Source organism: Bradyrhizobium sp. USDA 327 (genome assembly GCF_041262065.1).
GTDB lineage: Bacteria > Pseudomonadota > Alphaproteobacteria > Rhizobiales > Xanthobacteraceae > Bradyrhizobium > Bradyrhizobium liaoningense.
The window spans coordinates 7,191,668-7,217,636 of the sequence record NZ_JBGCCW010000001.1 but is presented as its reverse complement, the minus strand read 5'-3'; the positions used below and the strand labels follow the sequence as shown (position 1 = coordinate 7,217,636).

The following is a 25,969-nucleotide window of genomic DNA, read 5'->3' as shown; positions in this document are numbered from 1 at the left end:
CTCCGCCTTCTGATCCCCTGGAATCCATGTTTCGATTTGCTGCCACGGCGCTTGTCCTGCTGTCCATTCTGGCTCCAGCGGTGGCGCAGACGCCGCCTGCAACCACTGCGCCTTCTGCTCAGACCGCACCACAGGTAAAGCCGACGACCAAGAAAGCGGCGGCGAAGCCGAAGGCGACAGCCAAGCCTGCGGAGCCGGCGACGACCGGTCCGTGTGGTGTCGGCGTGATTGCGGGGACCGGGGACATTTTCGTCGTCCAGAAGATCGGCCTGACCGTGTTCGGGAACGACTATGCAGAAGTCCCGGTATCCTGGGGCCTCGACGATCTCGTCTTTGCGCGGGCGCGGGCAGCAGCAGGCAGCACGCCGGTGCGACGGATCACTTACGCCAAGGGTGCGCTCGATTCCTACTATCATCCCAAATCCGGCCTGCTCCGCAATCGGCGCGAAGAGCTGTCGAACCTGATCCGGCAGGTCGCGGGGAATGCCGGTTGCGAGCGTTATCTCGTCATCATGCGCAGCGAAGGACAGCTCGACGGGACTAATCAGTCGCTCAGCGGCGTCGGAATCTTCAGCCGGGGTGTCGGCCTCATCTCCTATGCGTATGTCTTCGCCTATATCGGCGTGACATGGGTCGACGGCCGCACCTTCGAAATCATGAAAGGCCCGGCCGTAACGTTTGAAGGTGTCATGAAGCATATGGCGGACAACTTCGTCTCGAACGAGTTCTTGCAGAAAGTGGACAAGTCGATGTTTCCGGAGACGGCCACGGACTCCGCCAACAACACCGCCCTGCGCGACACCACGCGCGAATTTCTGACCAAACGGCTGGACAAGATCTTGCCGCCATATTTCGCGCAGTGACGATGATGAAGGAAAGCCAAGCTCGCAAGAAAGCGACGGTCAAGGCGGCTCAGGCCGTCGCAATGATCGTCGCGGCTCATCTGCTCTCAACGGCGGGAGCTGGGGCCCAGACAGCGCCAAAGACGAGCACGGCCAACGGCAAGGTAACCGCGCGGCGCGATGTGACGGCGAGGCCCGCTTCTACTGGGGGCGGCTCGTGCGACATCGGCGTCGTCATCGCTACGGCGACGAGTTCACCGTGAAATCGACTGGCTTGACGATATTCCAGAACAAGACGACCGCAGTTCCGATCCCGGGCTGGAGACTCGGCGATCTGATGTTTGCGCGCATTCGCGCCGCGATCCCTGCCGGCGTGTCCGTTTTGAGAATTCCCTACTTCCCGGCGAAAATTCCTTCCCACGATTCGTCCAAGGACACGTTGATGGACAGGTTGTTCCGCGACCTCAAGGCGGAGTTAGCCGACTACATGCGAGAGGTCGTGAAAGGAACGAGTTGTCGACACTACATCCAGATCGGAAATTCGATCAGCCCCATCGGCTCGTCTAATTACACGGTTCGCGGCTTCGGCATTATCAACCAAGATGTGTTGGTCGGACACCGCATCTATCTCTACGCACTGGCCTTTATCCGTGTGTTTGACGGGCGCGACTTCTCCGTCATCCGGCAGAGCTCTGCACTGATCAACCTGCAGCCTCTGATGGTGCAGAGGCTTTTGGGCGCACAAATTAGCGGTCCATACCGCGAATTGCCCGAAGCATCGTTTCCGGCGCGTCCCGAGGACGCCGCCGGCAATTCCGCACTGCGTGATGACGTACGCGCCATGCTGGCGGAAAGCCTGGACAAGACGCTTCCGTTCATGCTCGGAGTCCGACCAACAACGCGACAAAGCGACACCAAAGAGCGCTGACCCACATGTCGTTCGCGCAGCTGACTCCTTGCCCAGACGTAGTGCGTTGCGAATGCGCGACAAACGCGTCATGAATGGCGCGCCGTTCGCTTCTCGCCGATGGAAGGTTCCTCGCCATGATCAAGCTCTACTGGTCTCCCCGCTCGCGCTCGTTCACCACGCTTTGGGTGATGGAAGAGAGCGGCCTGCCCTACGAGCGCGTGCTGACCGATATTTCGAGCGGCGCGCAGAAGACGCCGGACTTTCTAAAGATCAATCCGATGGGCAAGGTGCCGGCGCTGACCGACGGCGACGCGGCGCTCGGGGAAGCCGCGGCCATCTGCGCCTACATCGCCGACCGCTATCCCGAGACGAAACTGGCGCCTGGCGTGACCGACCCGCGCCGCGCGCGCTACCTGCAATGGCTGTTCTTCTCGCCGGGCTGCATCGAGCCCGCCATCATCCAGATCTTCACCAAGATCGAGATCCCGACCTCGACCGCGGCGTGGGGCAGCGCGACGCAGGTGTTCGACGTGCTGGAAGCCGCGCTTGAGAAAGGACCGTGGATTCTCGGCGAAGAATTTTCCGCCGCCGACATCACGGTCGGCTCGGGCCTGAATTTCGCGGTACGGCTGTTCAAGATGGTGCCGTCGCGCCCGGCCTTCGACGCCTATCTGGCGCGCTGCATGGCGCGGCCGGCGTTCCAGCGTGCGGAGAAGATCGCGGCGGGTTAGAGCGTGATGAGATGAGGCTGGATCGCTGCAACGATGGAGGTGCTCTCCCGCTCGCGAGAGCTTTGCATAATTGGATGTAAGGGACTGGTTCCCGATGTCGGGCTTTTTTTGCGCGGGGTCGGACGGCGCGCGGGCGTTGAATGGTTGGGTTTTCGCGGCCAACCGATGGCGTTGGGCGGCGGCGGTCATGCCGCAGCTCCCGCAGGAGACAGCACTGCCCATCGTTTGAGATTCATGGCGAGGCAGATCAGGCGCAGACGCGTCTGGTTGCGCGCCAAGCCGAGATAGCGGGCGCGCGCCCAGCGGTAGCTGCCCTTGAGGCGCGCGAAGACCTGCTCGACCGGTGCGCGGCGCTTTCCCACAGCGTCGTTGAAGCGCTTCTGCCGCTCGGTCAGCGGATGATGCTTGTTGGGCCGAAACATCAGCCGCGGCTTGATGCCTCGCGCACGGAGGCCGCTGCGGCGCTCGTGCTTGTCATAGGCCTGGTCGGCGTAGACCGCCTTCTCATCACCACAGATCAACTCGTCGGCGGGCACCGTGTCGTTGACCGCAGCATCGGTCAGCTTGTTGCGGCGGATGATGGCCGAGCCCTTGTCGATGCCGACATGCGCCTTGTAGCCGAAGTATCGTTTGCCGCCCTTCTTGGTCCAGCGCGCATCCGGATCGCGCTTGCTGTTGACCAGTTTGCTCGGCGCCCGGCCGTCCGGGCCGGGCGGCTGCGGGTCCTCTGGCGGCTTTGGCGGCTTCACCGCCGCCGGGATCAGGCTCGCATCGATCAGTGTGCCCCGCCGCAGCACCAGCCCATGCGCCTCGATCTGGCGCAGGATCTCACCGAACAGCGTCTCGTCCAGGCCGGCCCGCTGCAAAGCGTCGCGGAAGCGCCAGATCGTTGCGTGGTCGGGGGTCTCGTCGCCCAGCACAAAGCCGCAGAAATCGCGGAACGAGGCGCGATCATCCAGCGCCTCTTCAAGCTCAGGATCGGACAGCCCGTACCATTGCTGCAGCAGCAGCGCCTTGAACATCACCAGCCGCGGATAGGCCGGCGCGCCCCGCTCCGGTTCCGGCAGACCGCCCAGCACGCGCGCCACTGCCGCCCAATCGACCAGTTCGCCAACCCGCCTCAGCACCCGATTGCCTTTCCCTCGCCGCGACACCAGCGCGTCCGCGAAGCTCGGTTGTCCAACCTGCCGATATGCCATCCCCAGCCCCCTACCAATCAAGCCGAGAGAATTGCAGATTCGTGCTTTATGCAAAGCTCTCGCTCGCGGGAGAGGGTCGGGGAGAGGGTATTTCCGCAATGGGACAATCCCCAAGAGGAGAAAGCCCTCACCCGGCGCTTCGCGCCGACCTCTCCCGCTTGCGGGAGAGGTGAAGGAGCCGCGGCAATCGACTCAACCTAAAGCCATTCCGCTTTAGTCCGGCGTCTTCAGATCGTCCGGCCGCGGCATCAGGATGACGTTGTAGCCGGAATCCACGTAGTGGATCTCGCCGGTCACGCCGCCGGAGAGATCCGACAGCAGATAAAGCGCCGAGCCGCCGAGGTCGTCGAGCGTGACGCCGCGACGGAGCGGCGCGTGCTTCTGCATGAAGGCGAACATCGCCCGCGCCTCGCCGATGCCGGAGCCGGCGAGCGTGCGGATGGGGCCCGCGGAGATCGCGTTGACGCGGATGCCGCGCGGTCCGAAATCGGCGGCGAGATAGCGCACGGAGGCCTCCAGCGCCGCCTTCGCCACGCCCATCACGTTGTAATTCGGCATCGCACGCTCCGACGCGCCGAAGGTCAGCGTGATCATGCTGCCGCCTTCCGTCATCAGTTCGGCGGCGCGTTTTGCGACCTCCGTGAACGAGAAGCAGGAGATCACCATGGTGCGCGAAAAATTCTCGCGGCTGGTGTCGGCGTAGCGGCCCTTGAGCTCGTTCTTGTCGGCAAAGCCGATGGCGTGGATCACGAAGTCGAGCCGGCCCCATTTCTCGCGGAGCGCAGCGAAGGTGGCATCGACACTGGCGATGTCCTCGACGTCGCAAGGCAGAACCAGATCCACGCCAAGCTGCTCCGCCAGCGGCTTCACGCGCTTGCCGAGAGCCTCGCCCTGGAAGGTGAAGGCAAGCTCTGCGCCATGGGCATGCAGCGTCCGCGCCATGCCCCAGGCGATCGAGTGATCATTGGCGATGCCCATGATCAGACCGCGCTTGCCTTTCATCAAACCTTCCATCTCACCATCACCTTCCGCTTCGCCGTGACCGGGCTCATCGCTTCGATGCTTGAGGCCAACACGTGGATGGCCGGGACGAGCCCGGCCATGACGAAGAAATCAACAATGCACCAACAATGATGTCACGCATCCAGCCGGCTGAACACCAGCGTGGCGTTGGTGCCGCCGAAGCCGAAGGAATTCGACAGCACGGTGCCGATCTTGACGTTGTCGATGCGCTTGCGCACGATCGGCATGTCGGCGAACACGGGATCGAGTTCCTGGATGTGCGCGCTCTCGCAGATGAAGCCGTTGTTCATCATCAGCAGCGAATAGATCGCTTCCTGCACGCCGGTGGCGCCCAGCGAGTGGCCGGTCAGCGCCTTGGTCGCCGAGATCGGCGGGCACTGCTCACCGACGCCGAACACTTTTCGGATCGCCTCGATCTCCGGCGGATCGCCGGCAGGTGTCGAGGTCGCGTGCGGATTGATGTAGTCGACCTTGGTCTTCACCGTCGACATCGCCATGCGCATGCAGCGCTCGGCGCCTTCGCCCGAAGGCGCCACCATGTCATGGCCGTCCGAGGTCGCGCCATAGCCGACGATCTCGCCATAGATGCGCGCACCGCGCGCCTTGGCATGCTCGAGCTCTTCCAGCACCAGCACGCCGGCGCCGCCGGCGATGACGAAACCATCGCGGTTGAGGTCGTAGGGACGCGAGGCCGTGGCCGGCGTGTCGTTGTACTTCGAGGACATCGCGCCCATAGCGTCGAACAGCACCGACAGCGACCAGTCCAGCTCCTCGCAGCCGCCGGCGAAGATGATGTCCTGCTTGCCGATCTGGATCGTCTCATAGGCATTGCCGACGCAATGGTTCGACGTCGCGCAGGCCGAGGAAATCGAATAGTTCACGCCCTTGATCTTGAACCAGGTTGCAAGCGTCGCGGAGGCCGTGGAAGACATCGCCTTCGGCACCGCAAACGGGCCGACGCGCTTGGGTCCCTTGGTGCGGGTGATGTCGGCGGCTTCGACGATGGTGCGGGCCGAGGGACCGCCGGAGCCCATGATGATGCCGGTGCGGATGTTGGAGACTTCGTCGGGCGACAGGCCGGAGTCCTGGATCGCCTGCTCCATCGCGACGTGATTCCACGCCGCACCCTGGCCGAGGAAACGCATCGCGCGGCGGTCGACCACCGTCGAAGGATCGAGCGTGGGCTCACCTTGCACCTGCGAACGGAAGCCGAGCTCGGCATATTTCTCAGCCCGCGAAATGCCCGACTTCGCCTCGTGAAGGCTCGCAAGCACTTCCTGGGTGTTGTTTCCGATGGACGAGACGATGCCCATTCCGGTGACCACAACCCGCCTCATGACAGCCTCGCCTCAATCGTTGTCTTCTTGGTGATGCGCTCAGCCCAGGCTCGCGCCCTGCTTGAACAGGCCAACCTTCAGATCCTTGGCGCGATAAATAATCTGGTCATCGACCGAAAGCCACCCGTCGGCGATACCGAGCACCAGCTTTGCCCGCATCACGCGTTTGATATCGACGTTGTACACAACCTTGCGGGCGTCGGTCAGCACCTGGCCGCCGAACTTCAGCTCGCTCAGGCCGAGCGCCCGGCCGCGGCCTTCGCCGCCGACCCAGCCGAGGTAAAAGCCGACCATTTGCCACAGCGCATCCAGGCCGAGGCAGCCGGGCATCACCGGGTCGTTCTTGAAATGGCAGCCGAAGAACCAGAGGTCAGGTTTCACGTCGAGCTCGGCGCGCACCAGGCCCTTGCCGAACTCACCGCCATTGTCGGTGATTTCCGTGATGCGGTCGAACATCAGCATCGGCGGCAGCGGCAGCTGGGCATTGCCCGGACCGAACATCTCGCCGCGGGCACAGGCCAGCAGATCTTCGTAGTCATAACCGTTGCGCCTGTTCAGCATTCACGAGCCTCTGTTCAATCCCGATTGAGCGGCGTTCTTTGGCGAAAATGGGCCCCGTCTCGATCGGACAGCAACGCCAATTGCCACCGTCGGCCGCGACTCGCGCAAGCCCCGGATGGACTGCGAACCAAGCCTTTCATGCTCGGCTGCACCAAAATCGGCTAAGCGGAACCGCGCGCTCTCTAACACAGGCCATTTCGGGTGGCAAAGCGCATCCATGAAGGTAAAATGACGCGCTCACCACGCGGTTCCAAGCCTGATTAGAACCTCTCTAGTTGCGAGAAACTTGCATCTGCATCTTTCTCTTCTTATAGTAACAAAGAGATATTGTTCACGCGTGCCCGAAATCTGGAAATGACCGAGAATACCGCGTCCCACTACGACGACGACGCCCATGCTGCGGCCCTCCTGTCCGGCCGCCAGCCGGCCTTGACCGGCTGCCCGTGGCACGACGTCAACGAAATGCTCCAGTCCGCGGGGCTCCGTCCGACGCGCCAACGCATGGCGCTCGGCTGGCTGCTGTTCGGCAAGGGTGCTCGTCATCTCACGGCTGAAATGCTCTACGAGGAAGCGACGCTGGCCAAGGTTCCGGTATCGCTGGCGACCGTCTACAACACGTTGAATCAGCTTACCGATGCCGGCCTGCTCCGCCAGGTCAGCGTCGACGGCACCAAGACCTATTTCGACACGAACGTCACGACCCACCATCACTACTACCTCGAGAACAGCCACGAGCTGGTCGACATCGAGGACCCGCATCTGGCGCTGTCGAAGATGCCGGAGGTGCCCGAGGGCTACGAGATCTCCCGCATCGACATGGTCGTGCGCCTGCGCAAGAAGCGCTGAGTTCGTCCTGAACTGCTGAATTCGTCGTCATGGCGGGGCTTGTCCCGGCCATTTTGGTTTGCGGCGCCATTTCGGGCCGACGCCTGCGGCGTCAATTCACCTGCTCGTCCGAATAGACGCCCCAGAGGCGCTCCTGCTGGATCCAGCCGTCAAAGCCGTTGCCGATGACGCGGCACCAGTTTGCGGCACACTTCTTCACCTGCGTGACGACGCCGGCCTGGAGCTTTGCTGCAACCGCGCTGTCGGGATCGGGCCGGTCGTAGATCGGGGCGAGGTCGTCCTTGTGCTTCATGGTGACGACCGCGGTGCGGCGGCCCGACAGCAGCGAGTGATAGACCCAGCCCTCGGCGCCTTCGGAATCGCGCACCCGGCGCCAGTTCTCGAACTCGGCGGTGATTTCGACCGGCAGGCCGGCGCGGGTGTAGACCCAGGCGACGTCATTGTCCTTGGTCGGGCCGGCGCGGACGTTGACGTGGTCCGATTTGAGGCTGACATAGCGCGGCACCGGCAAGCCGCTGGCGGTCTGCGGGGTATTGTCCTTCGCCGAATGCGAGGGGCCGACCGAGGCGCTCAACCAGGTGCAAACGAGCGCCATCACCGAACAAAAACGCCCCAACGCCATCAACCCGTCTCCTGTCGAAGACCCGGCCAAATCGGATCCTCACCCCAAATTCCAAAACCCTGCCGCGTCTGCCCCTTTTCCCGCCCCACGCGGGTTCCAAGCCTTGGCCCGTGGTTCTTGTCTTGGCCCGGCCTTCTGCTAGAGAGGACGGGCACTTGAACAACCAGTTTGCCCCGATTTTCCGGCCGGAAATGTCGGGAGAGCTTGGAGGAAGCGCCGGGGACGGACACGGCAAGGGCAGTGTCGAACAACCGGGTTAATGAGGCCTCAACGGCCGGCCTTTGGCGACAGAGGCGGACCGCGACGCCTCATGAGAGCAGGACATGTCGGTGAAGAAAAAGCCCCTCGTCGTGGTGACGCGCAAGCTGCCGGATTCGATCGAGACGCGAATGCGCGAGCTGTTCGACGCGCGGATCAATCTCGAGGACACGCCGATGTCGGCCGACCAGATCGCGGAAGCCGCGCGCACCGCCGACGTGCTGGTTCCGACCGTGACCGACCACATCAGCGCCGATGTCGTGAACCAGCCCGACTGCAAGCTCCGCCTGATCGCCAATTTCGGCAACGGCGTCGACAATATCGACGTTGCGGCCGCCCATGCCCGCGGCATCACCGTCACCAATACGCCGAAGGTTCTGACCGAAGACACCGCGGATATGACCATGGCGCTGATCCTGGCCGTGCCGCGGCGGATGATCGAAGGCGCCTCGATCCTGACCGAAGGAAAGCCCTGGGCGGGCTGGTCGCCGATGTGGATGCTCGGCCACCGCATCGGCGGCAAGCGTCTCGGCATCATCGGCATGGGCCGCATCGGCCAGGCGGTGGCGCGCCGCGCGCGCGCGTTCGGCCTTCAGATCCACTATCACAACCGCCGTCCCGTCGCTCCTGTCATCGCCGAAGAGCTCGGCGCGACTTATTGGGAAAGCCTCGACCAGATGCTGGCGCGGATGGACATCATCTCGGTGAATTGTCCGCACACGCCGGCGACCTATCATCTGCTCTCGGCACGGCGGCTGAAGCTGATCCGCAAGGACGCCTACATCGTCAACACCGCGCGCGGCGAGGTGACCGACGAGGACACGCTGATCAAGTTGATCGAAGGCGGCGAGATTGCCGGCGCCGGCCTCGACGTCTACGAGCATGAGCCCGCGGTCAACCCGAAGCTGGTGCGGCTCGCCAGGGCCGGCAAGGTGACGCTGTTGCCGCATATGGGCTCGGCCACGATCGAAGGCCGCGTCGAGATGGGCGAGAAGGTGATCATCAACATCCGCACCTTCCTCGACGCCCACAAGCCGCCGGATCGCGTGCTGCCGAGCATGCTCTGAGGCTTACGTCCCGCGCCCTTCCCGCTTGCGCCAGTCCGCAACGAAATCGATGAACGCACGAAGCGCAGGCGGCGTCTGGCGTCGGCTCGGATAGTATAGGAACGGTCCGGGAAACGGCTCGCACCAATCCTCCATCAGGCTGACCAGCGCGCCGGACTTCACGGCGTCATGCACGTAGCCATCGAGCGTTGCCCACACGCCGACGCCGTCGAGCGCAGCGCGCATGGCAAGGCTCATATTGGTCGAGATCAGCTTGGCCGGCGGATCGACCTTCATGATCTGACCGTTCTTCTCGAACTCCCAATCATGCATGACGCCGCTCGAATAGCGGGCGCGAATGCAATCATGCTCGAGCAGATCCTTCGGATGCTCCGGCCGGCCGCGGCGCGCGACGTAGTCGGGCGATGCGACGACGACGTAGCGCTGCGGGCCGCTCAGGGGGATCGCGACCATGTCCTGCGCGAGGTGCTCGCCATAGCGCACTCCGGCATCAAAGCCGGCGCTGACGATGTCGACGAAACCGCTTTCGGAGACGATGTCGAGATCGACCTTGGGATGCGCGGCGAGAAACGGGCCGACCATCGGCGCCAGCACCAGATCGACCGCCGGCGGCGGTGCGTTGATGCGCAGCCGGCCCGAGGCGACCGCGCGCAGGCCTCGTACTTGGTCCAGCGCATCGCCGACCTCGCGCAGCGCCGGCGCCACCCGCGACAACAGCAATTCTCCCGCCTCGGTCAGAGCGACGCTGCGGGTGGTGCGATTCATCAGGCGGACGCCTAGGCGCTCCTCGAAGTCGCGCAGACGCTGGCTAAGACTCGATACCGACACGCGAATTTCTACCGCCGCACGCCGGAAATTGCGGGTGCGGGCGACTGCCACGAAGACATCGAGGTCGCGCAGATCAGGCTCGGCCATTGTTCGCGATTGTGAACAAGCCATTCCGGATTGTCCAGCTTATCGGCTCAATCAGTCGGGCGCATATCCGTCCTCGTCACGCGGCGCTCAACCGCCGCCCTTCGAGGAGAGCCATCATGGAACAACGAAAACTCGGTTCAACCGGCCCCACCGTCTCGAGCCTCGGTCTCGGCTGCATGGCCATGTCCGACGCCTACGGTCCTTCCGATCGCGGCGAAAGCATCGCCACCATCCATGCGGCAATCGATGCGGGCATCACGCTGCTCGACACCGGCGATTTCTATGCCATGGGCCACAATGAAATGCTGATCCGCGAGGCGCTCAAGGAGGTTTCACGCGAGAAGGTGCGGATCAGCGTCAAGTTCGGCGCGCTGCGCGGTCCCGCCGGCGACTTCATCGGCATGGACTGCCGGCCGGCCGCAACAAAGAACTTCCTCGCCTATTCGCTCCAGCGGCTCGGCACCGATTATGTGGACATCTATCGTCCGGCGCGGCTCGATCCGAATGTTCCCATCGAAGACACCGTCGGCGGCCTCGCCGATCTCGTGAAGGCCGGCTACGTCAGGCATATCGGCCTGTCCGAGGTCGGCTCCGACACCATCCGCCGCGCACATGCCGTGCATCCGATCGCCGACCTCCAGATCGAATATTCGCTGATCGAGCGCGGCATCGAACGCGACATCCTCAAGACCTGCCGCGAGCTCGGCATCGGTATCACCGCGTACGGCGTCTTGGCGCGCGGCCTGATCAGCGGTCACTGGTCGAAGGATTCGGGCAAGGCCGGCAAGGATTATCGGCTGATGACGCCGCGTTTCCAGGGCGCGAACCTCGATGCCAATCTCGCGCTGGTCGAATCGCTGCGCACGATTGCGAACGACGTCGGTGCAACGCCGGCGCAAGTCGCGATCGCCTGGGTGGCCGCGCAGGGCCGGGAGATCGTGCCGCTGATCGGCGCCCGCACCCGCAACCGTCTCGACGAAGCGCTCGGCGCAACCAAGGTGACGCTGACGCAAACTCATCTCGCAGCGCTGGCAAAAGCCTTCCCGCCGGATGTCGCTGCCGGCATGCGTTACACGGCCGAGCAGATGGCGCATCTCGATAGCGAGAAACCGGCCACCAGGTAACGGCGGCAATCAGGTGCGATGGGCACTGAGATCGCGGATCACGGGCCCGTCGCCGTTGAGCGGATTGGCTGGATCGCGCCCGTAGCGCAGCGTTTCGAAGCGCATCGCGCGCGCGTCGATCATCAGGAGACGGCCGACGAGGCCGTCGCCGAAGCCGACGATCTCGCGGATCGCCTCCAGCGCCATCATCGAGCCGAGCACGCCCGCGAGTGCCCCCATGACTCCGGCCTCCGCACAGGCCGGAACGGTACCTGGCGGGGGTGCTTCCGGAAACAGGCAGCGATAGGTCGGATTGAACTCGCCCTGCTCGTTCGTCTCATGTGCGCGGATGGTGGTGAGCGAGCCGTCGAAGGTGCCGAGCGCCGCCGTGATCAGCGGCCGCTTCGCGAAGAAGCAGGCGTCGGAGACGAGATAGCGCGTCGAAAAATTGTCGGAGCCGTCGAGCACGAGGTCATAGTCGCCAATCAGGCTGAGCGCGTTGTCCGCGTTGAGCCAGGTGGCGTGGCCGACGAAACGGACATGCGGATTGAGCGCCGATATCCGCTCGGCGGCGCTCTCGACCTTGTGGCGGCCGATATCGGGCGTGGTGTGGATAACCTGGCGCTGCAGATTGGACAGCGAGACCACGTCGTCGTCGACCACGCCCAGCGTGCCGATGCCGGCGGCAGCCAGATACATCAGCGCGGGTGCGCCGAGCCCGCCGGCGCCGATCACCAGCACGGAGGCCCGCTTCAGCGCGGCCTGGCCCGGCCCGCCGACATCGCGCAGCACGATATGGCGGGCATAGCGTTCGAGTTCGTCCGGGCTCAGCATCGTCCTACATTCCTCTCACTCCTCATGGTGAGGAGCGCGGAACGCGCGTCTCGAACCATGAAGGCCCCGATCTCGCCCGTGGCCATCCTTCGATGACGCGGCCTTGGGGCCGCTCCTCCGGATGAGGACTTGAGTTCGCGGCTCCTGTCAAACCTGAACCACCGCAACATTGTTCGCGACCAACGAGATGTGCTTCAATGACACTGCGTTCAATGGGCTGGCTGGATTTGTCATGAGATCGATGCTTGCGGCAACACTGATGTTTGCGGCCGCTACAGGCGCGAACGCCCAGATGACGGCGCCACAGGTCCCCGGCACCAAGCCGAAAACGGTCCAGACCGTACCGATCCAGCCTCCCGCAATGCAGACGCCGTCGGCAACGGCCGACGCCATGGCGAAAGCGGAGCGGCTGTCGCTCCAGTCCGACCTCGCCTGGGTCGGCCAATATAACGGCGCCATCACCGGCGACGTCAGCGAGCGCATGGTCAACGCCGTCAAGGAGTACCAGAAGACCAAGGGCGGCAAGCCGACCGGCGTGCTCAATCCGCAGGAGCGCGCCGCGCTCGCCGAGGCGGCGCGAAAGAAGCAGGACAGCGTCGGCTGGAAGATCGTGACGGAGCCGACCAGCGGCGCCCGGCTCGGCATCCCCGGCAAGCTGGTGCCGCAGCAAGCAAGCGACGCCAACGGCTCGAAATGGACCTCGCCGACCGGCACGGTTCAGGTGCTGCTTAGCCGCCGCAAGGAGGTGAACCCGACCTCGGCAAAGCTCGCCGACCTGGAGAAGGAGCCGTCCGGGCGCAAGGTCGATTACACCGTGGTGAAGCCCGACTTCTTCGTGCTGTCCGGATTGCAGGGCCTGAAGAAATTTTACGTGCGTGGCACCTTCAAGGGCGACGAGGTCCGCACCATGACGATCCTCTACGACCAGGCGACCGAGAACACGGTCGAGCCGGTCGTGATCGCAATGTCGAGCGCATTCAATGCATTTCCGTCCGGACCGCAAGCCGGGCCGCCGCCGCGCAAGACCGTCGAATACGGCACCGGCATCGTCGTCAGCGACGACGGTGCGATCGTCACCGACCGCCTCGTCACCGATGGCTGCCTCGCGATCACGATCGCCGGTCATGGCAACGCCGACCGCCTCGCCGAGGACAAGGAGCATGATCTCGCGCTCCTGCACATCTACGGCGCCCGCGCCCTGAAGCCGCTCAGCCTCGCCGGCGGCGCAGCGAAGGCGAATGTCGACATCGTCGGCATCGCCGATCCGCAGAGCCAGGGCGGCGCGGCCGGCGTGTCGAGCGTCAAGGCTGCGCTGACGGCGGCGACAAGCAGCAATTTCGCGCTGTCGCCTCCGCCCGCGGTCGGCTTCTCCGGTAGCCCGGCCATCGACGCCGACGGCAAGTTCGCGGGCATCGCGCTGCTGAAACCGGCGATGGTTGCGGGACCTGCGACGTCGGTGCCGGCATTACAGGCTGTGATGGTCTCCGCCGAGAGGATACGGGATTTCCTGAAGGCGAACGGCGTCACTGCGAATGGCACGTCGACGGATGCGAAAGCGGCCGTCGTGCGCGTGATCTGCGTGAGGAAGTAGGACGGGCGAAAGCACCCATTCTCCCCTGTCCCGGACGCGGCGCGGCACAAAGTGACGCTCCGCAGAGCCGGGACCCATGCGTCCTCAAATTCCGTGCAAGCGGCTCACTGGGCCCCGGCTCTGCAGCGCATCGCTTTTGCGCTGCGCTTTGTCCGGGGCACAACGGTCAACCATCACACGTACGACTACGGAGCCGGTAATGGTACGGATTCGCTGGCATTCCCTATTCCGCCATCATCGTTACCGTTGATTCGGACCCCCGCGATCCCTTTGGATCGGGCCGGCACGTCCTGAGCGAGAAGAGCTCAGCATCGCAAAGCGGTGCACGTTCGCGTGGCGTATTCCTGACCCAGCCCTCCAAAGGATTGAACTTCAATGCACACGATCGTACTGGCCACCCAAAAGGGCGGCAGTGGCAAGAGCACACTCGCCGTCGGTCTCGCGCTGGCGGCCAAGCAGTCCGGCTTCACCGTTCGCCTGATCGAGACCGACCCGCAGGGCACCCTGTCCAACTGGCAACGCCGCCGCACCACGGACGATCTCGTCGTCGAACCGATCTATCACGCCGCCGACATCGAGCCGCGTCTGAAGATGCTCGCCGACAGCGGCCTCCAGCTCGCGATCGTCGACACCGCGGCCGGTCTCAGCGCCGCGACCACCGCCGCAATCCGCCATTCCGACCTCTGCCTGATCCCGGCCCGCCCGAGCGTCGCCGACATCGAGGCCACCGCCTCGACGCTGAGCGTCGCGCGCGCCTGGAAGCGGCCGTACGGCTTCGTGCTGAACCAGACGCCGATCCGCGGCCAGCGGATCGACAACGCGGCCAACACCCTCGCTGAAGAAGCTTCGCTTGATCTCGCCGAGGTGCTCGCGCGTCCACTGATCGCGATGCGCAACGACCACCAGGATTCGCTCGCCAGCGGCCTTGCCGTGGGCGAATTCGCGCCGAACGGCAAGTCGGCGGACGAGATCCGCGGCCTCTGGCGCTGGATCCAGGCCCGGCTGGAGCTTGAAGCCCCGACCAATGTCCTGATTGACCAGGTGATGTCGGCCGCCGACGGCATGTTGCACGTCGCCGCTGGCCTTGCTGCGGACGAGACCACCAAATTGGCGTCCTGAGCGGAGCGATCGCTCAGCCGCCAGACGGACTGCTTCGCCATCCGGAGAAAGAGCCCAGGCGAGAAAGCAATCCGGCCATCAGCCCGGTCGGATTGCTTCGCCGTGCTCGCAATAGAGGAGTAGTTCCTGCTGCGGCTTTGCGCTCATCTACGGTGACGACGTCACTTCTGACATTTCGGACACCAGAAGGTCGATCGGCCGTTCTGCGTGAACCGCTTGATCGTGCCGCCGCAGCGCGGCGTCGTGCATTTCTCGCCTTCGCGGTCGTAGACCTTGAACGAGTGCTGGAAGTAGCCGAGCTCGCCTGACGTCTGGCGATGGTCGCGCAGACTCGAGCCGCCGGCCTTGATCGCATCGTTCAATACGGTGTGAATCGCGCCGACCAATCGCTTGGCATGGTCCGTCGGCTCGCCCCCGGCAACGCCTTTGCGTTGTCCGGACTTCGTCGACAAGGTCGCGGCGATCCGACGCGGCGACAGATGCGAGCGATGCAGCGCCTCGCAGACATAGATGTTGCCGAGCCCTGCCACGACGCGCTGGTCGAGCAGCGCGGCCTTCAGGCTGGTGGTCTTGCCGGCGCAGGAGCGCGCCAGCATCGCGGCGTCGAATTCGTTGCCGAGCGGCTCGGGTCCGAGCCCGCGCAGCAGCGGCTCGTCGTCGAGCGCATTGCGCGCGATCACTTTCATGTAGCCGAAGCGGCGCGGATCGTTAAACACGATGTCGGCGCCGGAGGACATCCGAAACAGCACGTGGTCGTGCGTGGAATCCTTGGCCCGCGGATAATGAAACTCGCCGGGCTGAGTGTCGTTGCCCGGCTTGATGACACGGAACGAGCCCGACATGCCGAGATGCATCAGCAGAACGTCGCCGGAGGCGAGATCGGCCATGAGATATTTTGCACGGCGGCCGAGGCCCGTGACGACCTGGCCCTTGAGCCGGGCCACGAAGTCCGGCTGGAACGGGAAGCGCAAGTCCGGCCGCCGGGCCTCCGCGACAAGGATTTTCGCGCCCTCCATCACCGGCTGAAGCCCGCGGCGGACGGTCTCGACTTCTGGCAATTCAGGCATGGTCAGGCATTCACCTTATGAGGGCGGTGTGATAGCGCCATTGCGGCGGGCGCGCTATGGTCCGCCTCGCGGAGTAGAGTAATGGATCGGCCGGGCGAAACCACGCATTTTGGCTTCAGGGACGTCCCCCTGGGCGACAAGCAGACGCTGGTGAACGATGTGTTTCACAGCGTGGCGTCGCGCTATGACTTGATGAACGACCTGATGTCCGGTGGCCTGCACCGGGTCTGGAAGGACATCATGATCACGGCGCTCGACCCGCCCAGGGGCGACCGGCCGTTCGCCCTGCTCGACGTTGCCGGTGGCACCGGCGACATCGCGTTCCGCGCCGCCAAGGCCGCGGGTGCGGGTTTCCATGCCACCGTCTGCGACATCAACACCGATATGCTGGCCGTGGGCCGCGAACGCGCCGCCAGGCAGCATCTCGACACCCGGGTCGACTTCGTCGAAGGCAATGCCGAAGCGCTCGCCTTCGCCGATCGCAGCTTCGACGCATATACGATCGCTTTCGGCATTCGCAACGTGCCGCAGATCGACCTGGCGCTGCGCGAGGCCTATCGCGTGCTGAGGCCCGGCAGCCGCTTCCTCTGCCTGGAGTTCTCGACCGTCGAGATGCCCGGGCTCGACAAGCTCTACGATCTGTTCTCGTTCAAGGTGATCCCGCCGCTCGGCCGCATGGTCACGGGCGACGCCGAATCCTACCAATATCTCGTCGAATCGATCCGCAAGTTTCCGAGGCCTGCCGCCTTCGCCGACATGATCCGCGAGGCCGGCTTCTCCCGCGTCAGCTGGCAGACACTCTCCGGCGGCATCGTGGCACTGCATTCGGGCTGGCGTTTGTGATTTCTGCCATCACCCACATGACGCGCCTGATCCGCGCCGCGTTCGTGTTCGCGCGTGAGGGCGTGTTCGGCTCGGTCGATCCGAGCCTGGTGCCGCCGCCGGGACAGCTCGCGCTGAAGCTGGCGCGCCTCGTCGAACGCCGCGGCACCAAGCACGGCCCGCGGATCGCGCGCGCGCTGACGCGGATGGGCCCGGCCTATCTCAAGCTCGGACAATTCCTGGCGACGCGTCCCGACGTGGTCGGCGTCATCATGGCGCGCGACCTCGAAAGCCTGCAGGACCGCCTGCCGCCGTTTCCGCAGGACGAGGCCGAGGCCGCCATCGCGACGTCGCTGGAACGGCCGCTGAAGGACATTTTCGCAAGCTTCGGCCCGCCGGTCGCGGCTGCCTCGATCGCGCAGGTGCATCGTGCCGAAGTGCTGCGCGACGGTATCCGCAAATCGGTCGCAGTGAAGGTGCTGCGACCCAACGTCGCCGCACGCTTCCGCCGCGATCTCTCCGATTTCTTCTTCGTCGCGCACAAGGCCGAAGCCTATTCGGCCGAGGCGCGGCGGCTGCGCCTGGTCGAAGTCATCAACACCATGTCGCGCTCGGTCGCGATGGAGATGGATTTGCGGCTCGAAGCCGCCGCACTGTCGGAGATGGCGGAGAACACGCGCGAGGATCCTGACTTCCGCGTGCCGACCGTCGACTGGGATCGCACGACGCACAACGTGCTGACGATGGAGTGGATCGACGGCATCGCGCTGAACGACCACAAGCGCCTTGCCGAGTCGCAGGTCGACCTGCCCGACCTCGGCCGCAAGATCATCCAGAGCTTCTTGCGGCACGCGCTGCGCGACGGCTTCTTCCACGCCGACATGCATCCGGGCAATCTGTTCCTGGATGACGCCGGCCGTCTCGTCGCGGTCGATTTCGGCATCATGGGCCGGCTCGGCATGAAGGAGCGGCGCTTCCTCGCCGAGATCCTGCTCGGCTTCATCACCCGCGACTATCGCCGCGTCGCCGAGGTGCATTTCGAAGCGGGCTATGTGCCCGCGCACCATTCGGTCGAGAATTTCGCGCAAGCCATCCGCGCCATCGGCGAGCCCATTCACAACCGCACCGCCGAGGAGATCTCGATGGCGCGGCTGCTGACGCTGCTGCTCGAGGTCACCGGCCTGTTCGACATGACCACGCGGCCCGAGCTGATCCTGCTGCAGAAGACCATGGTGGTGGTCGAGGGCGTGGCCCGCGGCTTCGATCCCAAGCTCGACATCTGGAAGATCGCCGACCCCGTGGTACGCGAATGGATCGAGCGCAATCTCGGGCCCATCGGCCGGGTGCAGGGTGCGCTGGCCGGGACCGGCGACATCGCGCGCGTGCTGATGCGCCTGCCGGAGATCGCCGAGCGGTCGGTGAAGGTCCTCGAGCAGCTCGAGACCATGACCCGCGAGGGCATCAGGCTGTCGCCGGAGAGCATCGCGGCCATGGGGCGCAGCGAAGGCCGCAAGAACCGCTGGCGCACCGTGGCGCTGTGGATCATCGCCGCGACATTCATCGGCATCCTGATCGCCGTCCGGAATCTTTGATTGCACTGCAATCACGTGAGTGATAGCATCGCTATCATTCCGTGCTGGAGGGCGTCATGGCAAGCCTGACCATCCGCAAGCTCGACGACGGCGTCAAAACCTATCTGCGGCTGCGCTCGGCCAAGAACCGCAGGTCGGTCGAGGAAGAGGTTCGCGTCATCCTGCGGGAGCTGATCGAGGGCCGCGAGGAGCCGCTGACGCCGTTTGCGGTGCCGCCTGCCCCGTCCGCCGCACCGGCGCCGCAGCGCACCGGCGCCCTCCCCGAGGCCAGCGTCACCCTGATCATCGGCGGCGGGATCGCGGCGTACAAGTCGCTCGACCTGATCCGCAGGCTGAAGGAGCGCCGCATCGAGGTCCGCTGCGTGCTGACCAAGGCGGCCCAGCAATTCGTCACACCGCTGGCGGTCAGCGCGCTCTCGCATGAGCGCGTCTACACCGACCTGTTCGACCCCCAGAGCGAATTCGACGCCGGCCATATTCGCCTCGCGCGCGATTGCGACCTGATCGTGGTGGCGCCGGCGACCGCCGACCTGATGGCGAAGATGGCGAACGGCCATGCCGACGATCTCGCCAGCGCCATCTTGCTCGCGACCAACCGCAAGGTGCTGCTGGCGCCGGCGATGAACCCGCTGATGTGGAGCAACGCGGCGACGCGCCGCAACGTCGGCTTGCTCCAGCGCGACGGCGTGGTGCTGATCGGCCCCAATTCCGGCGAGATGGCCGAAGCCGGCGAGGCCGGAATCGGTCGCATGTCGGAAGCGATCGAGATCGCCAATGCGGCCGAACGGCTGTTGCGGCCGCCGGCGCCGCGGCCGCTCGCGGGCAAGCGCGTGCTGATCACCGCGGGTCCCACGCACGAGCCGATCGACCCCGTGCGCTACATCGCCAACCGCTCCTCCGGCAAGCAGGGCTTTGCCATCGCCGCCGCCGCGCAGGCCGCCGGCGCCGAGGTGATCCTGGTGAGCGGCCCGGTCGACCTCGACGATCCACCCGGAGTGACGGTGAAGCACGTCGAATCGGCACGGCAGATGCTGGAGCAGGTGCAGGCCGCGCTTCCCGCCGATATCGCGATCTTCGCCGCCGCGGTCGCCGACTGGCGCGTCGCCAACGAAGGCGAGCAGAAGCTGAAGAAGACCGCAGCCGGCATGCCGCCGCTTCAGCTGGTCGAGAATCCCGACATCCTCGCCACGATCTCGAAACTGACCGACAAGCGCCCGCCCCTGGTGATCGGCTTTGCCGCCGAGACCGAACATCTCATCGACAACGCCAAAGCAAAACTCGCGCGCAAGGGCTGCGACTGGATCGTCGCCAATGACGTGTCGCCGGCCACCGGCGTGATGGGCGGCGACCGCAACACCGTCCACCTCCTCAGCCGCAAGGACGGTGCCAAGGACGGCGAGATTGCGGTTGATTCCTGGCCGGTGATGACCAAGGAACAGGTCGCCATCGAACTGGTCGCACACATTGCCAGACGCGCGACCGACAAATCCCTGGAGACGGCATCTTGAGCACGAAGGTCACGGTCGAACTGCAGCGCCTCGCCCATGCCGAAGGTCTGCCGTTGCCGGCCTATCAGACCAGCGAGGCCGCCGGCCTCGATCTCATGGCAGCCGTTCCGGACAGCGAGCCGATGACGCTCGCCCCCGGCCAATACGCGCTGGTGCCGACCGGCCTTGCGATCGCGCTGCCGCCGGGGCACGAGGCGCAGGTGCGGCCGCGTTCGGGGCTTGCCGCCAAGCACGGCGTCACTGTGCTGAACTCGCCGGGCACGATCGACGCGGACTACCGCGGCGAGATCAAGGTGATCCTGATCAACCACGGCGCGGCGCCCTTCGTGATCAAGCGCGGCGAGCGCATCGCCCAAATGGTGATCGCACCCATGGTGCAAGCTGCCCTGGTTCCCGTCGCGACGTTGTCGCCGACCGATCGCGGCGCCGGCGGCTTCGGCTCGACCGGCCGCTGAAGTCCTTACCCCTCCGCGAGCGAGCGGGAACGCGCACCCTGATCGTGGCGAGCAATCCGCGCGACCTGCGGAACCCCAAGAATTACGTGGGCGGGAACACCACGGCGGCATTTTTGGGGGCCCGCCTTTACGTTCACGATCTGGACTCTTACCGGCGGAGTCACGGTGGGGGTATTGTCTTTTGATTCGCGCGCGACGGGGGTCGCCGCGCGCAAATTCGTGCGGTCTTGGGGCAACTATGTCAGGCGTGATCGTGTCGATGCGTCGGACGCTGCTGTCGTGCACGTCGCTGGCGCGCAGCGGCTTGATTGGGAGCGCTCTTGCGGCGCTGCTGCCGGCTGCGCCGGCCCGGGCCGCCGATCTCATCGACACCCTCTCCACCATGCTGGATTTCAACCGGCAGGAACTCGCCGTCCTCGCCACCGCGCTGGCGCTGCTCGGATTCTCGGTGGTGGCCGCGATCCTGTTGATGCGCACGCGGGTCCGCCTGGTCAAGAACGAGGCGCGGCTGCGCGCACGGATCGGGGAACTTCAGCTCCAGGCCGACCGTTTCGGCGCGCTGCTGTTCGCCGAACCGCAGATTCTGATCTCCTGGCCGGCCGGCGATAACCGCGTTCAGATCTCCGGCGACATCTCCATGGTGCTGCCGCGCGACTCCTCCCCGCAGCGCGTGCTGGCGTTCGGAACCTGGCTGCCTCCGGAGCCCGCGCTTCAGATGGACCATGCCGTCGACGCGCTGCGCGATCGCGGCGACGGGTTCCAGCTGACCTTGACCACCGCGCACGGCCATACGCTGGAAGCGATCGGCCGCGCCATCGGCGGCCAGGCCATTGTCCGGATTCGCGAGCTCTCGGGACTGCGCCGCGATCTGGCCGAGACCCATCTGCGCTACAAGGCGCTCTCCGACGAGACCGAGATGCTGCGCGGCCTTGCCGCCGCCGCGCCCTGGCCAATCTGGGCCAAGGGTGAGAACGGCGCGCTGACCTACGCCAATCCGGCCTATGTGCGCGCCACCGAAGCGAACAGCGTCACCGATGCCCAGGAGCGCAAGCTCGAGCTGCTCGACAGTGCCAACCGCACCGCGATGGAACGGGGACTGAAGGACGCGGCCAATTTCAGTTCGCGGCTGCCGATCGTGATCGGCGGCGAGCGGCGTATCTACGACGTGCGCGCCATCAATGTGGGCGGCGGCAGCGTCGGCGTCGCGATCGATGCCAGCGAAGCGGATGCACTGAGGTCGGCGCTGGTGCGAATGGCGGAGGCGCACCGCCGCACGCTCGACCAGCTCTCCTCCGGCGTTGCCGTGTTCGACGGCCAGCGCCGCCTCGCCTTCTACAATGATTCCTATCGGCGGCTGTGGGACCTCGACCGCACCTTCCTCGACGCCAACCCTGACGATTCCAGCGTGCTCGACCAGCTCCGCGCCGCGCGCAAATTGCCGGAGCAGCCGGATTTCCGCGCCTGGAAAGCCAAGCTGCACGAAGCCTATCGCGCGGTCGAGACCGCCAAGGACACCTGGTTCCTGCCTGACGGCCGCGCGCTCTCGGTCGTCACCACGCCGAATCCCGAGGGTGGCGTCACTTACCTGTTCGACGACGTCACCGAGAGCCTCGACCTCGCCCGCCGTTTCGACGGCCTGATCCGCGTTCAGCGCGAGACGCTGGACAGCCTCGCCGAGGGCGTCGCGGTGTTCGGCAGCAACGGCAAGGCGCAGCTGTTCAATCCGGCCTTCGTCCGGATGTGGAAGCTCTCCAGCGATGCCATGCGCGACGAGCCGCACATCCAGACGGTGGAAGGCTGGTGCCATCAGCTCTACGACGATCCCGTCGTCTGGCGCCAGATCCGCGAGGCCATCACCTCGATCGAAAACCGCGCCGACGTGCCGCTGAAGCTGGAGCGCAAGGACGGCAGCGTGCTCGACGGCATGATCCGGCCGCTGCCCGACGGCGCCACCATGCTGACGTTCCAGGACATCACCGACACCGAGAATGTCGAGCGCGCGCTGCGCGAGCGCAACGAGGCGCTGGAGGCTGCCGACCAGATGAAGGTGGATTTCGTCCACCACGTCTCCTACGAGCTGCGCTCGCCGCTCACCACCATCATCGGCTTTGCACATTTCCTCAGCGATCCCTCGACCGGGCCGCTGACGCCGAAGCAGGCCGAATATCTCGACTACGTCACCAAATCGACCAATGCACTGCTCGCGCTCACCAACAACATCCTGGATCTCGCCACCATCGACGCCGGCGCGATGAAGCTGGAACTCGGGCAAGTCGACGTCAGCAAGGCCATCGAGCTCGCCGCAGAGGGCATCCAGGACCGGCTCGCCACCGACCGCATCCGCCTCAAGGTCGAGATCGCGCCGGATGTCGGCAGCTTCACCGGCGACGAGAAGCGCGTGGTGCAGGTGCTCTATAACCTCCTGGCCAACGCCGTCGGGTTTTCTCCACAGGATTCCACCGTCGGCATCAGCGCACGGCGCACCGAACGCAGCGTGGTCTTCACCGTGACAGATTCGGGACCTGGAATACCTGCCGACATGAAGGACAAGGTGTTCAACTGGTTCGAAAGCCGCTCGCAGGGCTCGCGTCACCGCGGCGCCGGGCTCGGCCTGTCGCTGGTGCGCTCCTTCGTCGAGCTGCATGGCGGCAAGGTGCGGGTGGATTCGATCGTCGGCCGGGGCACGGTCGTGATCTGCGATTTCCCGACCGACCAGGCGGCGCATCGCGACGCCGCCGAATGACGGAACCAACCACATTCTCCGTCGCGCTCCACAACGAGACGGCCACTGCGCAATTGATGGCCGACCTCGCGCTGCTGGTCGGCCCCGGTGACGTCATCACCCTCACCGGCGATCTCGGTGCCGGCAAGACCGCGGCGGCGCGCAGCCTGATCCGCTACCTCGCCGGCGACGAGACGCTGGAAGTGCCGAGCCCGACCTTCACGCTGGTGCAGGGCTACGAGCTGCCGCCCTTCCCGGTGATGCATGCCGATCTCTACCGCGTCGAGGACGAGAGCGAGCTCGAGGAGATCGGGCTGTCGCCGCTCCCGGATGCCACCCTCGTCCTGATCGAATGGCCCGAGCGCGCACCGTCGGCGATGCCCGAGGATCGCATCGACATCGCGCTGACGCACCGACCGGCGCTGGGATCGAGCGCACGCGCCGCCGACATCACCGGCCACGGCAAGGGCGTCGCGCAAGTCGCGCGGCTGAAGGCGCTACGGGACTTCCTCGACGCATCCGGTTACATGGAGGCGACGCGCAAGCGCATGGCCGGCGATGCCTCGACGCGCTCCTATGCGCGGCTGCTGCGCGACGACAGCATCGTCATCCTCATGAACTTTCCGCAGCGGCCCGACGGCGCGGCCCTCTACAACGGAAAGTCCTATAGCGCCGCGGTGCATCTCGCGGAGAACGTCAAACCCTTCGTCGCGATCGCCGAAGGCCTGCGCGCGCAGGGAATCTCCGCGCCCGCAATTCATCATTCCAACCTCGATCATGGCTTCCTGATTACCGAGGACTTTGGCAGCGAAGGGGTGATCGAGGGCGATCCGCCTCGCCCGATCGGCGAGCGCTACGAAGCCGCGACCGACCTGTTGGCGATGCTGCATGGTAAGGCGCTGCCGGAGACGCTGCCGCTGGACGGGAAGACCTACGATATCCCCGTCTTCGACGTTGAGGCGATGCTAATCGAAATCGGATTGATGCCGGAATGGTACCTGCCCGATCGCAACGCGCCGCTGAGCGACGACAAGCGCGCGGAATTCTTCGCGATGTGGCACAAGCTGCTGAAGAAGCCGCTGGCCGCGCCGAAGACGTGGATCATCCGCGACTATCATTCGCCAAACCTGATCTGGCTTGCGGACCGCACCGGCATCGCGCGCGTCGGCGTGATCGACTTCCAGGACACCGTGCTGGGGCCGCAATCCTACGACGTGGTGTCGCTGCTCCAGGACGCCCGCATCGACGTGCCCGAGAACATCGAGCTGACGCTGCTGTCGCGCTACATCAAGGCGCGGCGCGCGCAGGACACGAGCTTCGATGCGGCCGGCTTTGCCGAGCTCTACGCCATCATGTCGGCGCAGCGGAACACGCGCCTGCTCGGCACCTTCGCCCGGCTCAACCGGCGCGACGGCAAGCCGCATTACCTGCGCCATCAGCCGCGGATCTGGACCTATCTCCAGCGCTCGCTAGCGCATCCCGCGCTGAGCTCCTTGCGCGAGTGGTATCTCGCCAACGTGCCGCCGCCCCAAGGGGCGTCCCAAGGACCGTTCCAAGCGGCATTTCAAGCCTGATTGAGACCCGATTTACCGGCCGTTAGCCAAAACGTCGGTATTCTGGCGGCGAGGCAGCCGGACAATTACGGGGCTGGAGCGGGACAGATGGCGGTACAGACGGACCAGCGCGGCAACGGCCGGGTTGTTTTCGAACGCGGGATTCCGGCCCAGGTGATGGGAATCGACGGCACCTGGCGGCGCGACTGCACCATGGAGGACGTCTCCGAGAGCGGCGCCAAGCTGACCATCGACGGCTCGGTGGAAGGGCTCCATCTGAAGGAATTCTTTCTCCTGCTGTCGTCCACCGGGCTGGCGTACCGGCGCTGCGAACTTGCCTGGGTCAATGGCGACCAGATCGGCGTCAATTTCCTCAAGCTCGGTGAGAAGAAGAAAAGGGCGCGTTCCGCGACCATTGGGGCGTGACGGCAACACCCGTCGTACAACCGTCACGGCGGGTGGTTAAGGCGGTCGAGATGCGATGCGGCTGATCGAGCCTCGTGGTAGGATTGCTGCGAATGCGAATGGTCTGAGAAAGCGAAGGATGCCTGTCAAACCGACCAAAGCCATGGTGCTCGCCGCAGGGTTTGGCCTGCGCATGCGTCCGCTGACGGACAAGATGCCGAAGCCGATGGTGCCGGTGGCCGGCCAGCCGCTGCTCGACCACGTGCTCGACAAGCTCGGCCAGGCCGGCGTGACCGAGGCGGTGGTCAACGTGCATTACCTGCCCGACCAGATCATCAATCACGTCGCTTCGCGCCAGCATCCGCGCGTGACCATCTCTGACGAGCGCGACCAGGTGCTCGGCACCGGCGGCGGCGTGGTCAAGGCACTGCCGCTGCTCGGCGACGCGCCGTTCTTCCACGTCAATTCCGACACGCTGTGGATCGACGGCGTGCGCTCGAACCTGACGCGGCTCGCTGAAAATTTCGACCCGGCACGCATGGATATCCTGCTGCTGATGGCGCCGACCGCAACCAGCATCGGCTATGGCGGCCGCGGCGATTACGGCATGCTGCCCGACGGCGCCCTGCGCAAGCGCAAGGAGAAAGAGGTCGTTCCGTTCGTCTATGCCGGCGCCGCGATCATGTCGCCGTCGATCTTCGCCGACGCGCCGAAGGGCGAGTTCTCTTTGACCAGGATGTTCGATCGCGCCAACGAGCAGGAGCGGCTGTTCGGCCTGCGGCTTGACGGTGTCTGGATGCATGTCGGCACGCCTGATGCCGTGCACGCCGCGGAAGAGGCGTTTCTGGAGAGCGTGGCGTAGGGCCATGCTGTCATGCCCCGCGAAG

24 protein-coding genes are annotated in these 25,969 nt (G+C 65.2%); 16 read left to right on the top strand and 8 right to left on the bottom strand.

The window, feature by feature from the left end; translation table 11 throughout:
• Positions 1–26 precede the first annotated feature (26 nt).
• From ABIA42_RS34110 to ABIA42_RS34100, 3 genes are all read left to right on the top strand, one after another.
• Positions 27–863, top strand: a complete 837-nt coding sequence (locus tag ABIA42_RS34110) for a hypothetical protein (RefSeq protein WP_370116929.1) — start codon at positions 27–29, stop codon at positions 861–863.
• Between the two features lie 238 nt (positions 864–1,101).
• Positions 1,102–1,770 (top strand): hypothetical protein, encoded by a 669-nt coding sequence (locus tag ABIA42_RS34105; RefSeq protein WP_370116932.1) that lies wholly within the window; start codon positions 1,102–1,104, stop codon positions 1,768–1,770.
• 116 nt (positions 1,771–1,886) lie between these two features.
• Positions 1,887–2,483, top strand: a complete 597-nt coding sequence (locus tag ABIA42_RS34100) for a glutathione S-transferase family protein (RefSeq protein ID WP_370123775.1) — start codon at positions 1,887–1,889, stop codon at positions 2,481–2,483.
• Between the two features lie 185 nt (positions 2,484–2,668).
• Here the strand turns inward: ABIA42_RS34100 and ABIA42_RS34095 are convergent, their stop codons facing one another.
• From ABIA42_RS34095 to fabA, 4 genes are all read right to left on the bottom strand, one after another.
• Complete coding sequence (locus tag ABIA42_RS34095) at positions 2,669–3,682, bottom strand: IS5 family transposase (RefSeq protein WP_370113545.1); 1,014 nt, start codon at positions 3,680–3,682, stop codon at positions 2,669–2,671.
• Positions 3,683–3,895: 213 nt separating this feature from the next.
• A complete protein-coding gene (gene fabI, locus ABIA42_RS34090; RefSeq protein ID WP_271528703.1) occupies positions 3,896–4,696 on the bottom strand; it encodes an enoyl-ACP reductase FabI in 801 nt (266 codons plus the stop codon).
• A gap of 122 nt (positions 4,697–4,818) precedes the next feature.
• Entirely contained in the window at positions 4,819–6,042 is a 1,224-nt protein-coding gene (gene fabB / locus ABIA42_RS34085) for a beta-ketoacyl-ACP synthase I (RefSeq protein ID WP_271528704.1), read from the bottom strand.
• Between the two features lie 39 nt (positions 6,043–6,081).
• A complete protein-coding gene (fabA, locus tag ABIA42_RS34080; protein ID WP_319333169.1) occupies positions 6,082–6,603 on the bottom strand; it encodes a bifunctional 3-hydroxydecanoyl-ACP dehydratase/trans-2-decenoyl-ACP isomerase in 522 nt (173 codons plus the stop codon).
• Positions 6,604–6,957: 354 nt separating this feature from the next.
• Between fabA and irrA the strand changes: the two genes are divergently transcribed.
• Positions 6,958–7,449, top strand: coding sequence for an iron response transcriptional regulator IrrA (irrA, locus tag ABIA42_RS34075; protein WP_035674497.1), 492 nt, complete (start codon positions 6,958–6,960; stop codon positions 7,447–7,449).
• A gap of 91 nt (positions 7,450–7,540) precedes the next feature.
• Here irrA and ABIA42_RS34070 read toward each other — a convergent pair whose 3' ends face one another.
• The gene (locus ABIA42_RS34070; protein WP_028176484.1) at positions 7,541–8,071 is read right to left on the bottom strand and encodes an SH3 domain-containing protein; all 531 of its coding nucleotides are present in this window, start codon (positions 8,069–8,071) and stop codon (positions 7,541–7,543) included.
• Positions 8,072–8,394: 323 nt separating this feature from the next.
• Here ABIA42_RS34070 and ABIA42_RS34065 point away from each other — a divergent pair, with 323 nt between their 5' ends.
• The gene (locus ABIA42_RS34065; protein ID WP_028176483.1) at positions 8,395–9,396 is read left to right on the top strand and encodes a D-glycerate dehydrogenase; all 1,002 of its coding nucleotides are present in this window, start codon (positions 8,395–8,397) and stop codon (positions 9,394–9,396) included.
• Between the two features lie 3 nt (positions 9,397–9,399).
• Here ABIA42_RS34065 and ABIA42_RS34060 read toward each other — a convergent pair whose 3' ends face one another.
• Positions 9,400–10,311 carry a LysR family transcriptional regulator gene (locus ABIA42_RS34060; RefSeq protein ID WP_370143713.1) on the bottom strand — a complete coding sequence of 304 codons (912 nt, stop codon included), beginning with the start codon at positions 10,309–10,311 and terminating at the stop codon, positions 9,400–9,402.
• Between the two features lie 116 nt (positions 10,312–10,427).
• On the opposite strand from ABIA42_RS34060, the gene ABIA42_RS34055 reads away from it, so the two are divergent.
• Entirely contained in the window at positions 10,428–11,435 is a 1,008-nt protein-coding gene (locus ABIA42_RS34055; RefSeq protein WP_370116939.1) for an aldo/keto reductase, read from the top strand.
• Between the two features lie 9 nt (positions 11,436–11,444).
• On the opposite strand, the gene ABIA42_RS34050 is transcribed toward ABIA42_RS34055, so the two are convergent.
• The gene (locus ABIA42_RS34050) at positions 11,445–12,248 is read right to left on the bottom strand and encodes a molybdopterin-synthase adenylyltransferase MoeB (RefSeq protein ID WP_271528708.1); all 804 of its coding nucleotides are present in this window, start codon (positions 12,246–12,248) and stop codon (positions 11,445–11,447) included.
• Between the two features lie 232 nt (positions 12,249–12,480).
• Here ABIA42_RS34050 and ABIA42_RS34045 point away from each other — a divergent pair, with 232 nt between their 5' ends.
• Complete coding sequence (locus ABIA42_RS34045; protein WP_370116943.1) at positions 12,481–13,839, top strand: serine protease; 1,359 nt, start codon at positions 12,481–12,483, stop codon at positions 13,837–13,839.
• Between the two features lie 375 nt (positions 13,840–14,214).
• Positions 14,215–14,958, top strand: a complete 744-nt coding sequence (locus tag ABIA42_RS34040; protein ID WP_370116946.1) for an AAA family ATPase — start codon at positions 14,215–14,217, stop codon at positions 14,956–14,958.
• A gap of 161 nt (positions 14,959–15,119) precedes the next feature.
• On the opposite strand, the gene mutM is transcribed toward ABIA42_RS34040, so the two are convergent.
• The gene (gene mutM / locus ABIA42_RS34035; RefSeq protein WP_271528711.1) at positions 15,120–16,025 is read right to left on the bottom strand and encodes a bifunctional DNA-formamidopyrimidine glycosylase/DNA-(apurinic or apyrimidinic site) lyase; all 906 of its coding nucleotides are present in this window, start codon (positions 16,023–16,025) and stop codon (positions 15,120–15,122) included.
• Between the two features lie 81 nt (positions 16,026–16,106).
• Here mutM and ubiE point away from each other — a divergent pair, with 81 nt between their 5' ends.
• The 8 genes from ubiE (at position 16,107) to ABIA42_RS33995 (ending at position 25,944) form a co-directional block, all read left to right on the top strand.
• Positions 16,107–16,868 (top strand): bifunctional demethylmenaquinone methyltransferase/2-methoxy-6-polyprenyl-1,4-benzoquinol methylase UbiE, encoded by a 762-nt coding sequence (gene ubiE / locus ABIA42_RS34030; protein WP_028176477.1) that lies wholly within the window; start codon positions 16,107–16,109, stop codon positions 16,866–16,868.
• Positions 16,865–18,439: a 2-polyprenylphenol 6-hydroxylase gene (gene ubiB / locus ABIA42_RS34025; RefSeq protein ID WP_271528712.1), complete on the top strand. Its 1,575-nt coding sequence runs from the start codon at positions 16,865–16,867 to the stop codon at positions 18,437–18,439. The genes ubiE and ubiB overlap by 4 nt, the downstream gene beginning before the upstream one ends.
• 56 nt (positions 18,440–18,495) lie before the next feature.
• Complete coding sequence (coaBC, locus tag ABIA42_RS34020; RefSeq protein WP_271528713.1) at positions 18,496–19,947, top strand: bifunctional phosphopantothenoylcysteine decarboxylase/phosphopantothenate--cysteine ligase CoaBC; 1,452 nt, start codon at positions 18,496–18,498, stop codon at positions 19,945–19,947.
• Positions 19,944–20,402 (top strand): dUTP diphosphatase, encoded by a 459-nt coding sequence (dut, locus tag ABIA42_RS34015; protein ID WP_271528714.1) that lies wholly within the window; start codon positions 19,944–19,946, stop codon positions 20,400–20,402. Before coaBC ends, dut begins: the two co-directional genes overlap by 4 nt.
• Before the next feature lie 238 nt (positions 20,403–20,640).
• Complete coding sequence (locus ABIA42_RS34010; protein WP_271528715.1) at positions 20,641–23,145, top strand: PAS domain-containing sensor histidine kinase; 2,505 nt, start codon at positions 20,641–20,643, stop codon at positions 23,143–23,145.
• Positions 23,142–24,698, top strand: coding sequence for a tRNA (adenosine(37)-N6)-threonylcarbamoyltransferase complex ATPase subunit type 1 TsaE (gene tsaE, locus ABIA42_RS34005; RefSeq protein WP_370116953.1), 1,557 nt, complete (start codon positions 23,142–23,144; stop codon positions 24,696–24,698). Before ABIA42_RS34010 ends, tsaE begins: the two co-directional genes overlap by 4 nt.
• A gap of 87 nt (positions 24,699–24,785) precedes the next feature.
• Positions 24,786–25,103 carry a PilZ domain-containing protein gene (locus ABIA42_RS34000; protein ID WP_370116956.1) on the top strand — a complete coding sequence of 106 codons (318 nt, stop codon included), beginning with the start codon at positions 24,786–24,788 and terminating at the stop codon, positions 25,101–25,103.
• Between the two features lie 118 nt (positions 25,104–25,221).
• Positions 25,222–25,944 carry a nucleotidyltransferase family protein gene (locus tag ABIA42_RS33995; protein ID WP_370116958.1) on the top strand — a complete coding sequence of 241 codons (723 nt, stop codon included), beginning with the start codon at positions 25,222–25,224 and terminating at the stop codon, positions 25,942–25,944.
• Positions 25,945–25,969 lie beyond the last annotated feature (25 nt).

Coding starts and splice junctions, on each gene's coding strand:
- ABIA42_RS34110 (WP_370116929.1), top strand. CDS start 27: ATGTTTCGATTTGCTGCCACGGCGCTTGTCCTGCTGTCCATTCTGGCT.
- ABIA42_RS34100 (WP_370123775.1), top strand. CDS start 1,887: ATGATCAAGCTCTACTGGTCTCCCCGCTCGCGCTCGTTCACCACGCTT.
- ABIA42_RS34095 (WP_370113545.1), bottom strand. CDS start 3,682: ATGGCATATCGGCAGGTTGGACAACCGAGCTTCGCGGACGCGCTGGTG.
- fabI (WP_271528703.1), bottom strand. CDS start 4,696: ATGGAAGGTTTGATGAAAGGCAAGCGCGGTCTGATCATGGGCATCGCC.
- fabB (WP_271528704.1), bottom strand. CDS start 6,042: ATGAGGCGGGTTGTGGTCACCGGAATGGGCATCGTCTCGTCCATCGGA.
- fabA (WP_319333169.1), bottom strand. CDS start 6,603: ATGCTGAACAGGCGCAACGGTTATGACTACGAAGATCTGCTGGCCTGT.
- irrA (WP_035674497.1), top strand. CDS start 6,958: ATGACCGAGAATACCGCGTCCCACTACGACGACGACGCCCATGCTGCG.
- ABIA42_RS34070 (WP_028176484.1), bottom strand. CDS start 8,071: ATGGCGTTGGGGCGTTTTTGTTCGGTGATGGCGCTCGTTTGCACCTGG.
- ABIA42_RS34065 (WP_028176483.1), top strand. CDS start 8,395: ATGTCGGTGAAGAAAAAGCCCCTCGTCGTGGTGACGCGCAAGCTGCCG.
- ABIA42_RS34060 (WP_370143713.1), bottom strand. CDS start 10,311: ATGGCCGAGCCTGATCTGCGCGACCTCGATGTCTTCGTGGCAGTCGCC.
- ABIA42_RS34055 (WP_370116939.1), top strand. CDS start 10,428: ATGGAACAACGAAAACTCGGTTCAACCGGCCCCACCGTCTCGAGCCTC.
- ABIA42_RS34050 (WP_271528708.1), bottom strand. CDS start 12,248: ATGCTGAGCCCGGACGAACTCGAACGCTATGCCCGCCATATCGTGCTG.
- ABIA42_RS34045 (WP_370116943.1), top strand. CDS start 12,481: ATGAGATCGATGCTTGCGGCAACACTGATGTTTGCGGCCGCTACAGGC.
- ABIA42_RS34040 (WP_370116946.1), top strand. CDS start 14,215: ATGCACACGATCGTACTGGCCACCCAAAAGGGCGGCAGTGGCAAGAGC.
- mutM (WP_271528711.1), bottom strand. CDS start 16,025: ATGCCTGAATTGCCAGAAGTCGAGACCGTCCGCCGCGGGCTTCAGCCG.
- ubiE (WP_028176477.1), top strand. CDS start 16,107: ATGGATCGGCCGGGCGAAACCACGCATTTTGGCTTCAGGGACGTCCCC.
- coaBC (WP_271528713.1), top strand. CDS start 18,496: ATGGCAAGCCTGACCATCCGCAAGCTCGACGACGGCGTCAAAACCTAT.
- ABIA42_RS34010 (WP_271528715.1), top strand. CDS start 20,641: ATGTCAGGCGTGATCGTGTCGATGCGTCGGACGCTGCTGTCGTGCACG.
- tsaE (WP_370116953.1), top strand. CDS start 23,142: ATGACGGAACCAACCACATTCTCCGTCGCGCTCCACAACGAGACGGCC.
- ABIA42_RS34000 (WP_370116956.1), top strand. CDS start 24,786: ATGGCGGTACAGACGGACCAGCGCGGCAACGGCCGGGTTGTTTTCGAA.
- ABIA42_RS33995 (WP_370116958.1), top strand. CDS start 25,222: ATGCCTGTCAAACCGACCAAAGCCATGGTGCTCGCCGCAGGGTTTGGC.